The sequence below is a fragment of the Pseudobacillus badius genome (assembly GCF_002189605.1).
In the GTDB taxonomy this organism is placed as follows: domain Bacteria; phylum Bacillota; class Bacilli; order Bacillales; family Domibacillaceae; genus Pseudobacillus; species Pseudobacillus badius.
This window is the reverse complement of record NZ_MWMM01000001.1, coordinates 99,928-115,244: the sequence shown is the minus strand read 5'-3', so window position 1 is coordinate 115,244 and position 15,317 is coordinate 99,928. Positions and strand designations below refer to the sequence as shown.

At 41.7% G+C, this 15,317-nt stretch carries 11 protein-coding genes; 1 reads left to right on the top strand and 10 read right to left on the bottom strand.

The window, feature by feature from the left end:
• Positions 1-48: 48 nt before the first annotated feature.
• The 7 genes from B1A98_RS00510 to B1A98_RS00480 all read right to left on the bottom strand — a co-directional run bounded on the left by B1A98_RS00510 (position 49) and on the right by B1A98_RS00480 (position 9,099).
• Positions 49-819 carry a dioxygenase family protein gene (locus tag B1A98_RS00510; RefSeq protein WP_082821663.1) on the bottom strand — a complete coding sequence of 257 codons (771 nt, stop codon included), beginning with the start codon at positions 817-819 and terminating at the stop codon, positions 49-51.
• A gap of 70 nt (positions 820-889) precedes the next feature.
• Complete coding sequence (locus B1A98_RS00505) at positions 890-1,432, bottom strand: FAD synthetase family protein (protein ID WP_063384219.1); 543 nt, start codon at positions 1,430-1,432, stop codon at positions 890-892.
• A 133-nt stretch (positions 1,433-1,565) separates the two neighbouring features.
• Positions 1,566-3,113 carry a 4-hydroxyphenylacetate 3-hydroxylase family protein gene (locus tag B1A98_RS00500; RefSeq protein ID WP_063384220.1) on the bottom strand — a complete coding sequence of 516 codons (1,548 nt, stop codon included), beginning with the start codon at positions 3,111-3,113 and terminating at the stop codon, positions 1,566-1,568.
• Positions 3,114-3,353: 240 nt separating this feature from the next.
• Positions 3,354-5,165, bottom strand: coding sequence for a XylR N-terminal domain-containing protein (locus B1A98_RS00495; protein WP_063384221.1), 1,812 nt, complete (start codon positions 5,163-5,165; stop codon positions 3,354-3,356).
• A 474-nt stretch (positions 5,166-5,639) separates the two neighbouring features.
• Positions 5,640-6,452 carry a glycerophosphodiester phosphodiesterase gene (locus B1A98_RS00490; protein WP_158286003.1) on the bottom strand — a complete coding sequence of 271 codons (813 nt, stop codon included), beginning with the start codon at positions 6,450-6,452 and terminating at the stop codon, positions 5,640-5,642.
• Between the two features lie 807 nt (positions 6,453-7,259).
• The gene (locus B1A98_RS00485; RefSeq protein WP_063384222.1) at positions 7,260-7,973 is read right to left on the bottom strand and encodes a GNAT family N-acetyltransferase; all 714 of its coding nucleotides are present in this window, start codon (positions 7,971-7,973) and stop codon (positions 7,260-7,262) included.
• A gap of 16 nt (positions 7,974-7,989) precedes the next feature.
• Positions 7,990-9,099 (bottom strand): mandelate racemase/muconate lactonizing enzyme family protein, encoded by a 1,110-nt coding sequence (locus B1A98_RS00480; protein WP_063384223.1) that lies wholly within the window; start codon positions 9,097-9,099, stop codon positions 7,990-7,992.
• 107 nt (positions 9,100-9,206) lie between these two features.
• Here B1A98_RS00480 and B1A98_RS00475 point away from each other — a divergent pair, with 107 nt between their 5' ends.
• Positions 9,207-10,472: a hypothetical protein gene (locus B1A98_RS00475; RefSeq protein WP_063384224.1), complete on the top strand. Its 1,266-nt coding sequence runs from the start codon at positions 9,207-9,209 to the stop codon at positions 10,470-10,472.
• Positions 10,473-10,522: 50 nt separating this feature from the next.
• Here B1A98_RS00475 and nhaC read toward each other — a convergent pair whose 3' ends face one another.
• From nhaC to asnB, 3 genes are all read right to left on the bottom strand, one after another.
• On the bottom strand, positions 10,523-11,944 hold the full coding sequence (gene nhaC, locus B1A98_RS00470) for a Na+/H+ antiporter NhaC (protein WP_063384225.1): 1,422 nt from the start codon (positions 11,942-11,944) through the stop codon (positions 10,523-10,525).
• Between the two features lie 129 nt (positions 11,945-12,073).
• On the bottom strand, positions 12,074-13,168 hold the full coding sequence (locus tag B1A98_RS00465) for an amidohydrolase (protein ID WP_063384226.1): 1,095 nt from the start codon (positions 13,166-13,168) through the stop codon (positions 12,074-12,076).
• 261 nt (positions 13,169-13,429) lie between these two features.
• A complete protein-coding gene (asnB, locus tag B1A98_RS00460; RefSeq protein WP_063384227.1) occupies positions 13,430-15,280 on the bottom strand; it encodes an asparagine synthase (glutamine-hydrolyzing) in 1,851 nt (616 codons plus the stop codon).
• Positions 15,281-15,317: the final 37 nt, after the last annotated feature.

Sequence of the window (15,317 nt, the reverse complement as noted above, 5' to 3'; positions counted from 1 at the left end):
ACAGAAGGGCTATGAGAATTCCCCCTCTTTAGTTTGTAATTTTCAATCTTATTCAATCCGCATCACAAAATCTAATGATGCTTCTTTGTGGCCTCCTTTATCTACAAGCCGCGTAAGAAGAGACGAACGAACACCGTTTGCTACATCTGTATCCAGCCATTCATCCCCTTCAAAGAATACCTGCGTAATAAGAGGTTCATGGCCTTCCTTCTCAAATTTCATATGCAAATGCGCCGGACGGTAAGGATGATAGCCAGCTGCCTTCACAAATTCCCCCGTCGGCCCATTTGTCGGAATTTGATATGGAACCGGCACAATCGAATGGACCTCGAAACGTCCATTTTCATCTGTATAGAAATGCCCTCTTAAATTATAGTCAGGTGCGTCCGAATCAAAATTAGAATAAAACCCATCCGCATCATCCTGCCACCACTCCACTCTTGTCTGCGGAAGCGGCTGGCCGTTTACCGAGCTGACAGTTCCGCGAAATACCAGTTTCTCTCCTTTCTCGTCCGGTCTCTGCGGGAGGACAAATGGCTGCTCTTTTAACAGCGGGGTTCCCTCTGCAAAATAAGGGCCTAGAAGAGAAGGCTCTGTTCCCGGAAGACCTTTGTATTTTGCTTCTAAAACATACGTTTCTATGAATACGTCCAAAAACAGGGGAACTTCTCCGCTTGTGCCTAAACGATTGGCCCACTTTACGAAATTGGTGTATTCTTCATGATTGATTTGCTGCTCGTCTAAAAAATTTTTCATGTGCTTAACAAAACTTGCATATATTTCTGTTACTCGTTTATTTTTCATGATAGATTCGATCATAAGAATTGCCCCTTTTCAAATTAATTTTTTGCTTGTAAATAATGTAAGGTCCCTTTATGCTACTTTGAATTTAAACACTTGCAAATAACTCTCTTCCGAGTAACTCATTTGCCAGATGCTCCTTCTGCTGGTGTAGTAAGTTTCTAATTCTAGTAGAAGAGACTGTTTGCCCGTTTGCACACTTAACTAGAGGGTGAATAAACGTATGAAAGCGAGCAGCAAGATCTTCCGTTGTTCCCCGTTTCCCCTTTCCAAATTGAAAATTAGGTCCCACCCATATTTCTTTTGGAGATAAAGCTTCCAATTCCTTTAGAAAGTCTCCTGCACTCTTTGCCAAATAATCCTTATCAAATCTCGCCACAATAACATAATCGATACCCAGCTTCTTTAAAAAATGCACTTTTTCCTCTACGCTCGTTAAAACCATTTGATTTTGAAAAAAGGCTCTCGGCGGAGGATCAAAAGTGTAAACTACTGAAGAAATGTTACATTGGCGTGCACGACGTACCGCTTTCTTAATGAGTGACTGGTGTCCAATATGAATGCCATCAAATGCGCCAATCGTTACGATAGACTGTTTCAAATGTAAACTGTTGTTTTTGATTACTTCCATAGAAGCCCCTCCATGTCTTCACTCTCCTGACCACATACCCATTTCTCCTCCAATAGAGCAAGTGCATTTTATATTAAACAAGCCTCTTGTGAGATTATTTAATGCAAGCTTCCATCTCATTTGTTTTGACTTGTCATTTTGAAAAATAGCTGACATCATCGGGATTAATCCATGTCTTATTCTTCCAGCCATCTAAGTCGTAATCATTCATGCATTCCTCAACAAACTTTTCCATCATCTCTGCCTCTCCATTGCCATTAGCAACGACAAGGTTCTCAAGACGAATATTTTCGTGATTGCCGGAATAGTTTCTTTCATATAACTCATGTCGGCCTCCATACTCTGTTCCTACTACGTCCCAGAGCAATTTAATTAACTTGATTTTATTTACCGCATCAACATCGTTTGAACCTCTATACAGCTTATCGATAATTGGACGGAGTTCCGGGTTCTTGAAATCTCGTATGCTTGAAGGTTGAACAATTAAGCTTCCTGCCACCACATTTTCAATAACTTCTTTAATTTTCGGCCACCCTTCCGACATGAAGACACGATAAGCAAGACCATAGTTTAAGTTAGGCAAAACTGTGCCGTTCTTCCCCTCATTCGGGTTCATTGCCATCGCATCGCTTAGTGCCCAGAACATATTCTTCCAAGCTATGACTTCTCCAACATTGGCTTGTACGCCACGAAATTGATCGGTTCCATTTACCTTGACTGCCTTAATCAATAAGCCGGCGATAAAGTCTAACTTTACTGCCAGCCTTGTGAGGCCATGGAACGTAAACCGATGCAAAAAACCGCTCTCTGCAAAGAAGTTATTAATCTTTTCTACATCTTTATAAATTAAAATGTTTTCCCACGGTATTAAGGCATTCTCAAATACAAGAACGGCATCATTTTCATCAAAACGGCTGCTGAGTGGGTAATCAAACGGACTCCCCATAACTGCAGCATTCATTTCATAGGAAGTCCGGCATATCAATTTGACACCCGGCGTATCCATTGACGCAACAAAGCACAGAGCCATATTTTCATCCTTAATCGGCGCTGCTCCATAATGAGCGACAAAGTTATAATTTGTTAGAGCAGATCCAGTAGCAACCATTTTTGCACCGCTCACAATGACGCCTTCTTCCGTTTCTCCTACGGCTTTAATGAAAATATCTTTTACTGCTTCTAATGGCTTATTGCGATCCACGGGCGGATTAATAATTGCATGGTTGAAAAACAAATTCTTCTCTTGCGCTTCTTTGTACCACCTTCTCGCATTATCAGCATAAGGAGCGTAATAATCAGGATCAGCACCAAGAGTTGCTAAGAAAGAAGCTTTGTAGTCTGGAGACCTCCCCATTTGCCCATAGGATAACTTTGCCCATTCAGCAATCGCATTTCGTGAGGCTAGCAGATCTTCTGCTGTTTTATCAAACTGGAAAAATTTTTGCGTATATCCGCCATTGCCGGTATCTGTTTCTACCGTTAAAACGTTTTTTGTTTTTTCATCATGCAAAGCATCATAAAGACGTGCGATTGAACGGGCTGAATTGCGGAAAGCAGGATGAGTCGTTACATCTGTTACCTTCTCACCATGGATCCACACCTCGCGTCCATCTCTTAAACTTTCCAAGTACTCTGCTCCTGTTAAAGGTCTATTGCCTGTAGCCGTTGATTGTGCGTTCATTTCTATTCCTCCTTATTTTCCCCTCCATTTTTAAAGCGCTTTCATGTTGTAACTAAATTATGCAGATTATTTTGAATAATTTGAACTGCAAAAATATAGGGTGTATTGGTGTCTTTATTTCAGTTTTTGTGGTTTGAATTTCAAAGAGATGTTTAAGACATAAATTATTTATGTTAACTCTTGTCTATCCAAGACAAAAAGATCGCCTATTCAATCCCGAAGAACGAATAGGCGATCTTTTTATATTTTTAATACAGTAAAAGCATCATCTCCTTCTATCACCCGTAAAGCAAAATAAATCTGTACAGCTAATTGACAGTTGAAACGTCCGATTCCTGTCTTTAAGTTAGATCGACAAAGCGACTCGATCTTTTCCATCCGATAACGCAATCCCGCAATGGATAAATGTAAATCGTCAGCTGTTTGCTGAAGGTTGCCGTTATGTTCCAAATAAGATTTTAACGTAATAACTAAATTTCCCTGACTTAGTTCATCATGCTCAATTAAATCTCCAATTGTCCTTCTACAAAACTCAATCAACTCCTGCTGATTACTGCCTTTTAAGAACATAATAACCGGTTCCAATTCTTCAAAGCAGGAAATCCTGCTGTCTGTCGGATAAGCGATCTCCAAAAAGTCACATATCTGGCAAGCATCTTCATAACTTTTTGATAGGTTTTTTAAATGATCGACTTTGCGCCCAGTTCCTATATACATCTTTATATACTTAAATTCTTTTTGAATGGCAGACTGCAACTTTGCTGAAAACCTTTCTATTTTTGAATAGTCTTCTTCTAACAACACAAAGGTAATATATTGATCTTTCAAAAACACCTCCATCTCTGGATACAGCAAGCAAATATAATGGAGGATCCCTTTCCGTTTTGAATCAGTGTCAACTTTCACTGTAAGAATGCGGCTTGAGTGGTGGGGGTTAAGGTTAAAAATATGTGTATACCTTTGAAGAGTGTGTTCGTCATAGTTATTGTTTAAAATTTCTTCAAAAAAATCTTCTTTTTTTCTCCAGAGAGCTTTCGTTAATTTATGCTGATGAAACATTTGTATTGAGAAAACTGTAAGTGCCCGTTCGGTTATCATTCGCTCCTTTTGCGAAAGTTCTTCATTGCCAATAACAACTAAGCGGCCGAGATTTTCATTATGAGCGCGGATAGAGAATGTATCAATCTGCTTTAGCTTCTTCTTACGCCCTCCCTTATCCTTTATCCAGTTTTGATAAGCCTCTTCATCCTCTGAACACACAAAAGCGCATTCCAACTTTTCAAAATAATAATCGATCACAATGCTTTTTTGCAGCGTGTCGGCAAGAAAGTGAATGGTATCTTTGATACTCTTATCTGCCAGCAGCATGTCCGTTAATTGCTTTTGAACTTGCTCTGAATGGATAATATTTTCATTTAACTGTTGAACTTCTTTATAAGCGCGATCTAGCTCTGATAATAGCGATTCCGCTTTATAATACCGCAAATCTTGCTGATGGCGCTTATCCTGTTCATCAACTGTTTTCGCCACAAAACGGCAGTGCGAATCCCCCTTTCCTTGGCATTGCTCTTCAATAACCAATACCTCTCTTCCGAAAGTTTTCGTTAAATAACCACTTGCATAACCAATAAGCGTCCAGCAAATCGGATCCTCACTATAGCCATAATGATTAACATGTTCCACGGCTTCAAAGGAGTTTTTCCAAAACCCTGTAAAACAAAGACCTTCCTCGTTCAGTTCAATTACGTCCTGTTCGACTGTAACTATTCCTTCTAATGTGTGTAAATAAGGACCTGCCAATATAAGCTCCTGCTTTGAATCCCAATTAAACATTTTTTCAATTGTTTCTCCATCTCTATATCCCCAAGCCCATCCATATCTCATTAAAAATCCCTTTGCCCGCTCCATCCCTAAGGTATTGACTAAATCCCTGCGCAGAATCCCCAATGCTTCCACAGGCACTAGAGCCATTCTTCTATCACTAAATTTAATCTCTCCAGTACGGGGATTTACATCAATTAAATTGTCAAAAAGCAACTGATAAGATTTCATTTCTCCCCACCCTTAGATCAAAAATGTTTACGCTTACAATAATCTATATTTAAAATATTAGCAATATTCAATCCTTTTACAAACCATAAAAAAGTGCAGGCTAAAGCTGTTTTTATATACTTTTTTACGGTTGTATAAAAAGCCTTCATGAGAATAACCGCTTCTATATGTTTTTATAAAGGTTAACCTTTAGTTTTATTGATATACTTTAGGGAGGTTGATCTTTTTACAGTTTTCTCTTTTTGTTAAGTAACAATAAAGTTGTTAAAAAACATCAGTCATGCTATTTAACAATTGGGCCAGATTGTGGAGGAAAATTGCTTCAAACGGGGTGTTGATAAAAATTACAATGCTATCCATCTTTAAATATCAAAAATCTCGCCAATTCATAATCGATTGACGAGATTTTATATTTTTCTTAAAATCCCATTGCGTAGAACACCTTTGTCATATTCATTTATCCTGGCAATGATATTAAGGTATAATCACATCTGTTTCAATCAATCGAGGATGAATACTTTTCGCTTTTTCATATGTTTCAGCAGAGTTAACTGAGTATACATGCAGTTTTAAGCCTGCTTTTTTAATTTCTTTGGCAGTTTCTTTATCTACATTGTTAATTGATGTTGAGTAAATGGCGTTATCATACTGTTTTAATTCTTCAATATCAGCATCTACATTCTTCAATGCATTTCCAAGGAATGTCACAGTTGCTTCTGGGTACCATTCGTTAAATTGATTTCGAATATCATCATTACTTAGTACAAAGAATGAATGATTCAATACTTTGGCTTCCTCAGCTTCTTCCATAATGCTGTCTACGAATTCCTTATCACCCCAGTCGCCTTTTGAACCATCAAAATTAATACCAATATTGTATTTATGAGCTTCCTCTAACACTTCCTCAAGTGTTGGTACTTTATAATCTGTTACATTTCCTTCTTTATCTTCAATATCAAAACTTTGAATTTCTTCTAATGTTAAATCTTTTACCTCTCCAGAGCCTGTCGTAGTGCGGTCAACTGTTTTATCATGCATTAATATGTATTGGCCGTCCTTGGTTTTTTGGACATCAATTTCAACAAAGCCATACCCTAATAGTCCAGCCTGAGTTATCGCTTCTAATGTGTTCTCAGGAGCCGCCACTTGTGCACCACGATGAGCACTTAACTCCGTTTTGCTGCTTTGTAACCAGTTATCATTCGGGGCTGCACTTGCAGCACCTCCAAACAAAGATGTTGCCAACATAAACGGCACAGTCAACGACAAGATTCTTTTCTTTTTCACTGTTCTCCACTTCCCATTCTTTAATATTTGGTGCGCTTTCACAATACATAAACAGTGTAAATAGCACATTAATTTTTTATTACGTTTAAGATAATTTTGTGTTTTCTGTCGTTCACTTAAAAAACACTTGTTGATTATGTGTTTCAATCTGCCATTGACCTGTATAGTGAAAAGACTCTCTATTCACGAGTACATAAGCGATTTATCGGGTTATTGTTAAACGGCAATTGTAAACCTTCCCCTATTAAAATATTTGTTACAAGCAGCCTGACCAGCAAATACCAGCGAATTGTGAAGCAGCACATGTGAAGAAGTTCTGAAGCGAATATTATCTGTATGTTGCGCGACAACTGAGTAACGTTCCATAAGTCGATATCGAAAATTCTTTAAACCAATGATGCTTAAGTGAATTAAATGAGAGAAATCATCGTTTATCTGCATGTTCAATTTGTTCTAAAATTTCTCTGTATACTTTTGCATAAGGCTTTTTATATTGTTCAGGATTTTGCATTTCTACATCAATAATTTAATTCAGATTTGATATTCATTTAAATATTTAGGATCACATTCCGTAACCGAATAATAAAGAATCACCTATTACAAACAATAACCGATTAAGTTTAGAATTTTAAAATTTCCCGACTAGTTTATACTGTTTTAAATAGCAAAAAGCCATCTGTTCATTCCAAAGAGCAGATGGCTTTTTGCTTTACATATTCTTTATTAAAGGTGAAATTCAGTTTAGGGACTTAGCCCATTGTATAGATTTAAAAAGGTACACTATTCAATTAACGGATAATAGAAACATCATCCCTGTGCAGCATTTTTTCTAAAATCAACCCACTGCACACCTTCACGGTTTTCCATACGGATTCCTCTCCATCCCTGTGCAAGCAATTTCTGCTGTCCGGCTGTGTCATCCATACGGAGAGTTGTAAATTCCCAGTTTTCTTTGCTGTTATCCTTGTCTAGTTCCTTGACGAAGATATAGCGCAGACGATTGCCGTATTTTTCTTTCAGTGCAGCAATCTCCATTCCTTGGGCAAATTTATCCTTCAAGCTCGGAATGTTAAAGGGGGCTACTGTACAACAAACATACTTGTATTGTTTGTCAAGAAGCTCTAATTCTTTCATGATCCATTGGGCAAGCGTCTTTTGCAGGCCATTTCCGCGATAATCCGGATGTACATTTGAAATTTCCTGATAGATTACATTCAATAATTCCTCTTCTGTTAAACCGATATCGCGGCCTAAATGGCCATCCTCGTCGACGGGAGGCTCCATGAGCGCCCGGAAAGCGATCAGCTGATCGTCTGCAAATGCGCCGATTACCAATCCTTTGCCTTCTAGAATGTATTGAAATTGTTCACGGGAAAGCGGCTCTAATACTGCCTTGTTTTCCAATGTTTCTGTCACGAACTGCTGCAATGCCAAAATATCGTCCAGCTGAGCAAGGGACAACGGCACAATACGGACGGATTGACCGCTGCTATTTAATGTTCCTTCATAAATTACTTTCATCACAGTTCCTCCTTTATTATCGGATAGTTGCTTCAAAAACCGTTAAATCAGCCAACGTATGTTCATCCACATCCACACCAAGTCCCGGCTTGTCAGTTAAGCGGATAAACGGTACATCATACGCCAAATTCCCAACATCTTTTGAGAACTTTAACGGCCCTGTTAATTCTACGCTGGTAATGACTTTTTTCGCGAAAGCGACATGAAAGCCGGCAGCAGAGCCGATGGATGACTCGACCATGGAACCAACCTGGCATTCAAGTCCGGCCATTTCTGCTTGATGAGCAAGCTTTACAGCAGGGTAAATGCCTCCGCATTTCATCAATTTGATATTCACTTTATCAGCAGCCTTTTTCTCGATTACTTCACGCATTTCGCGAGGACCTTTTAGTCCTTCATCCACCATTAAAGGGATGTCTGTCTTGGACCGGATAAAGGCCATCCCATTCATATCATCCGCTAATACAGGCTGCTCCAGCCAGTCGAGGTTTGCTTCCTGAAGAGCGCGAATGGCCGTTAACGTTGTAGCGCTGTTTACCCAGCCTTGATTCACATCTACGCGAATAGCAATCTCCTCTCCTACTCGCGCTCTGACCGCTTTAATGCGCTCAACATCTCTTTTTACATCCTTGCCCACCTTCATTTTAAATGATTGATATCCCTGTTCGACCATAGCAGCCGCCTCTTCAGCCATATGCTCCGGCTCTCCAATGCTTAACACGTGCGTGATCGGAAACTCGTTGTGATAGCGCCCTCCGATTAACTGATAAACCGGCTGTCCCAGCTTTTTACCTAAAATATCGAAGCAAGCAATGTCAATGGCGGCCTTAGCAGCTGGCGCTCCATAAACAGTTTTGTTCATGATATCATGCAGCTTCTCCAACTCGAGCGGGTTTTTGCCAATAACAGCAGGAGCCAATGTATTTTTTAATGTATAAAACGCTCCTTCCCAAGTTTCGCCTGTTACATGTTCATCGGCGACGCTTTCTCCGTAGCCCGTAATTCCCTCGTCCGTTTCAACCTTTACAATGATGGAAGGCATGTAGTCGTATGTGTGATAACTGACGATAAATGGCGTGTGTAAAGGGAAATGAGCTGCGTATAAGTGAATAGCTGTAATTTTCATAAAATGTTCTTCCTTTCAGTTTACAATAGATTTTTATATTTGGTATAGTTATCGTTAAATAGACGCTAAATAACTAAAGTTTTACATTTCATATAGGAGCTGGAATGATGACAATAAAAATTGCAGTAGTTGGTTCAGCGGATTTTATCCGCACTATTTTATCAGTTGTTCCTCAGATCGGCGAGCTGGAAATCGAGCCGTATATCTATGAACGGCCGGAGGAAGCTGCCGAGCTTATCAAGTACTTGAAGCCTTGCGATGCTGTATTTTTTTCCGGGGCCCTGCCCTACTATTTTTCCAAAGATCTACACGAATCACTGCCTATCCCTTCCCATTATCTGGAGCAGGATGAAACAGCCGTTGCTACATCGCTTCTTGCTGTCATTTCTCAAAAAAACATTTCATTAGAACGGATCTCCATTGATTTAACCGAATATGTCTTTATTAAGAATGTTCTTGCGGATATTGGCGTGAAGCGTGAACCTATTCATGTCATTGATTATGCAGATAGGCTGCCCAATAAATTTGATATAAACGATATTGTTCATTTTCATTACTCCCGCTTTCAGTCCGGAAAAATCGACCTGGCACTTACAAGCATCCATGCTGTATACAACCGGCTCCGTGAGCTCGGCGTTCCAGCCCAGCGGATGGTTGATCCAATCAAATCATTGGTGCGAGGCCTGCAGGATACGAAAGCGCAGGCAGAGCTTGTAAAAAGCCACTCAGCGACTATTGCGGCCGGCTATATTTCCTTAAAGAAGCCGGAAGAAGCACAAACACTGCATTTGGAGGCTTTTGCCCGGGAGATGAATGCGTCTATTCAACAATCGGCAGAGGCTGCTTTTTCATTGTACAGCACCCGCGGCGATATTGAAATCGTGATGAATAGCGATGCGTTTCACGAATTTCTGCTCAAATGGCAAGAACCGGTCGCCGTGGGCTTTGGGTATGGATTTACCGCGGCCGAAGCCAGCCAAAATGCCAAAATTGCGCGCAGCTTTGCCCTCCAGCATGATCATGAAAGCTGCGGGTATATTTTAACAGAAGAGAAGGAATTGCTCGGACCGTTTCCGAAAGAAAAGAAAACGCAGCGATTAAAAAACGATCACCCTGAGCTGCTTCGGATAGCAAAAGAAACCAAAATGAGCCCGGCAAACTTATCAAAGATCATCCAATTTAGCAAATCACGGCAATCGGTGCAATTTACAGCTGCTGATCTTTCAGCCTACCTCCAGGTTACCCGCCGTTCAACCGAACGGATCTTAAAAAAACTTGTCGATCACGGATTTGCAAAAGTCGTTGGCGAAGAAATGACTTATCAGCAAGGCCGGCCCCGCTCCATTTATGAATTAAATATGCCGATTTACTAATGAAGGAAAAGAAAAGTTCATTTCTATGAGCTTTTCTTTTCCTTTGCTTTTTATTGGTTAACTGTAGCTTCCTCTTGCTGTTCTAACGCCAACTTCTCCTCTGAAGTCAGCTTTGTGATGGAAAAACCTGTTAAAGCGTAAATGATGGAAAGGATCGGAACAACAAAGTTCAGCACCGCATAAGGAGCATATTCAAATGTATGGACTCCCAATGTTCCTAGTATAAACACTCCGCACGTATTCCACGGAATAAATACAGAGGTTAATGTTCCTCCATCTTCAAGAGCTCGGGAAAGGTTTTTCGAATGCAGCCCTTGTTCCTGATAGGCTTTTGCATACATTCTTGAAGGAATAACAATAGAAATATATTGTTCCGAGCAAGTTGCGTTTGTCGCAAAACAAGAAACAACCGTTGATACTACAAGGGTTTTTGCTGTTTTGGCCAGCTTTAGAATTTGTTTGACAATAGCTTCAAGCATGCCTGTGTTCTCTAAAACCCCGCCGAACGTCATGGCCACAATCGTCATCGAGACAGTATACATCATCGACTCCAAGCCGCCGCGGTTAAACAGGTTATCTACCATCTCGTTCCCGGAATCAATGACGAAGCCGCTTTGCAGCGCTTGTACTGCTTCCGCAAAAGAGCCGCCTTGAATAAATACTTGAGAAGCAAAACCAAGGGCAATCCCGATAATAAGCGCAGGAATGGCAGGCACCTTTTTAGCTACTAATACGATAACAAGAAGCGGAATCAACAGTAAAAAAGGCGAAATAACGAAATTATCCTGCAGCGCTCCCATCGTTTGTTCAATATCTGCTGTATCCAGCCCATTTTTTCCGAAATCTTTGCCTAAAAAGGCGTAGACGCCCAAAGCAATGAGCAGCCCGGGAACAGTCGTGTAAAACATATGGCGGATATGCACAAATAAATCTGTATTCGTTAAACCGGCCGCCAGGTTTGTCGTGTCTGAAAGCGGTGACATTTTATCGCCGAAATAGGCTCCTGAAATAACAGCTCCCGCAATCATTGGCGCGGGAATTCCCATGCTGAGGCCGATTCCCATGCCGGCAACACCAATCGTTCCCATTGTCGACCACGAGCTTCCGATCGCCAGGGAGACAATCGCACAAATTAAAGTAATAGATACTAAGAATAATGAAGGCGTAATAATTTTTAAGCCATAATAAATCATTGTGGCGACGATGCCTCCGCCAATCCAGGCGCCAATTGTTAAGCCGACCAGTATAATAATTACAACAGCCGGCAGCGCCAGGCGGATTCCTTTGTACATTGCGTCTTCAATTTCTGACCATTTAAATCCTGAACGCCAGGCCACAAGCGCTGCTGTTGTTGTGCCGACAATCAGCGGAATGTGCGGTCCTTGTTCCAAACCTACTACAGTTATACCCATGACAATGATCATTACAACCAGCGGGATAATAGCTACCCAAAAAGACATCTCTTTTTTCATTTTCTTCCCTCTATTCGTCATTTTTTGGAAAAATTTCAATTGTCGCATAATAGACGCTAATAGGGTAATAATAACTTCTCGATGGCTGTACGTCAATTTGAATTTTTATTTTTTTGTAAAAACTTTTTCTTATTTAACTCTTTTTAATGTTTCTGCTAAAATTCGCGCGCCCACCGGCAAGACCGTTCGATCAAATGTCATCTGCGGATGATGCAGGCCGGGAACTAAGCCAACGCCCGCTCCAATCATTGTTGCCTTCACCTCAGGATGCTTGGTTGTATAAAAATGAAAATCATCGCTTCCCGAAATAACAATCGGTGAAGCAGCCGCCTGGTCTCCTGCCACATGCCGGATCGCTTCTTCTGCAACAGCCGCAGCTTCAAGCGACACTTCGGCTCCTGGCGTATAATCGTACCATTCAAATTCAATGTCAATGTCATAAAGGTTTTTTAATCCTTCTATGCCTTCTGTGATGCGATCTTTAAGAACTTGCAAGACTGAATTTTTCTGCGCGCGCACATCCATGGCAAACTCAACGCTTCCTGGAATAATATTAGCATTCTCCCCGCCAGCCATAATTTTTGTTAATTTCGCCGAATAGCTTTCAAATGGCGACAAGTAAATGGATTTAATAAATTGATGAAGGGCTACCACAACATCAATGGCATTTTTTCCTTGATGAGGCCTTGCCCCGTGAGCATCAACCCCAAGGATTTTTCCCTCCAGAAAAATGCCGGCTCCATGATAAATCGCCGGTGAAAATTGGCCAAGCGGAAGCTCTTCGAGTGGACGCACGTGGACACCAAACAGGTGGGTGACTCCCTCCATTGCTCCCCGTTCAATCATCGCTACTGAGCCATTTCCTTTTTCTTCAGCAGGCTGGAAAATAAAGCGCACCTTTTTGTTTAATGGTTCATTTCGCAAATGGAGCAAAGCGCCGAGGACCATCGCCATATGGGCATCATGCCCGCATGAATGATTGGCCCGGAACACACCATCTACCTCTTGCCACAATGCATCCATATCCGCACGAACCGCTACTGCTGTCTCCCCTTCTCCAATTTCGGCAATAACGCCTGTTACATCTGGAAAACGGCGGTACGGCACATCCAGCTCGTCCAAAATCTCCGCTATTTTTTCGGTCGTTCCCTTCTCTTGCCAGCTCACTTCAGGGTGCTCATGGAAATAGTTAAACCATTCCATCATTTTGTCTTCAATGTTCATGCTTCTCTCTCCTTTTTCTATCCATCGCTTCGAAATAGTTCAGTGAGCAGCTATGCTAGCATTCCTGATATTTGCTTTCACCTTCCTATTTATCTAAATATTATCATTTTTTTAATTAGGTATCTGTACTTGCTTTTAAATTTTTTTGTCATGCGGCCGATGAACGGTTACTAGCTGACAAACTACCTATGACCCGTCATCGTCTTTAAATAAGCCAGCCGCCGCGTTTATACACGAACGCGACGGCGGCTGATCTGTTGATTAATTATCCACGATATTAATATTGTAGTGCTCCAGCCAGCCATTTATTTGAACAAGATGCGCGATAAGCTGAGGGCCTGTCATAAGCTGGCCAAACCAAGGTGCCTTAAAGGAGGAGCCGTTAGAATCAATAATATCTGCGACTTTTGTTTTTGACAGTATTTCAAGAATAGGAGAGCAGGGTTTATTAATGATGTCCGTCAACTGTTTCGTGACGCGTGCGGTGTATTCTGGGTGATAGGTTTTCGGATAAGGGCTTTTTTTCCGGTAAAGTACATCATGGGGCAAAACACCTTCTAAAGCGAGGCGCAACACCCCTTTCTCCCTTCCGTTCAGCATTTTCATGTCCCACGGGATATTCCAGGCGTACTCTACAAGCCGGTGATCAGCGAATGGAACGCGAACCTCTAAGCTTGCCCCCATACTCATGCGGTCTTTGCGCTCAAGGAGTGTCGTCATAAACCATGTCATGTTCAAATAAAACATTTCCCGGCGGCGGGCCTCCAACGGACTTTCCCCATCTAATCGGGGCGTTTCCTGAACAGTCTCTTCGTACCGGTCTCTTACATATCGCTTAAGATCGAGCCGTTTCTGCCAATGCGGAAGCAGCAGCCGCTGCCTTTCTTCCTGGGATTTCATCCATGGAAAGCTGTCATCATTCAACAGCTCCTCTCTATAAAACCACGGATAGCCTCCAAAGATTTCGTCGGCGCATTCGCCAGATAGAGCAACGGTAAAGTTCGGTTTGATCTGTTCACAAAACCATAACAAAGAAGAATCCACATCCGCCATTCCCGGCAAATCTCTTACCTTCACAGCATCCGTTAAATAATCAGCCAGCTGATCATTTTGAATAACAGCAGCATGGTGAACTGTTCCTAAATGCTGCTGAATTTTTTCAATCCACGGTCTATCTTCATCCGGCTGAAATGTGCTTGATTGGAAGTACTGTCGGTTATGAATGTAATCAATAGAATACGTATGAAGCGGACCATGGCCTTCTTCTCTAAAAAAGTCGGCGGCAAACTGGCTGATCGCGCTTGAATCCACTCCTCCTGATAAAAACGTACAAACCGGCACATCAGCTGTCAGTTGCCGCCGGACCGCATCCTCCATAAGAAACCTGACTTGTTCTGCCGTTTCCTTTAATGATTGGTTATGTTCTTTGCTAACGACATTCCAATATCTCCAAATCTTCAGCCCGTTTCGGCAGTAGCTGAGTGCATGGGCGGGCCTCAATTCTTTTATGCCGCGGAAAATTCCGTGACCCGGCGTGTGGGATGGGCCTAACCCAAACACCTCCTGAAGCCCTTCTCTTCCTATCTCACTTTTGACAGCCGGATGGGACAGGATCGCTTTCAATTCTGAGCCGAATACCAGCGAGCCGCCCCCTTCCTTATAAAAGAGCGGCTTTACGCCTACACGATCCCTTGCCATAAAAAGCCGCTCCTTGTTCTCATCCCAGACAGCAAATGCAAAAATGCCATTTAAATGATCAACGCATTTTTCGCCCCATTCTATATAAGCTGTCAGCAATACTTCCGTGTCAGAATGAGAACGAAAAGCATGCCCTGCCTTTACTAATTCTTGGCGAAGCTCTTCAGTATTGTACAGCTCTCCGTTATAGACGATGGTGTAATGGTGTTTGTTGACTGTCTTTTTCATCGGCTGGATTCCGCCAGCAGGATCGACTACAATGAGCCGAGTGTGTCCAAATGACACATGCCGGCTGCTCCAAATATTCGAAGCATCCGGACCGCGCTTCGCCAGCGTCTGTGTCATTTTTTCCACGATGAACGCCTGAGTTGTCAAATCCTGATGCCAATTAACCCACCCTGTTATTCCACACACTCGCTATCACTCTTTCCTGTTAGATTTTCGGGGCCGC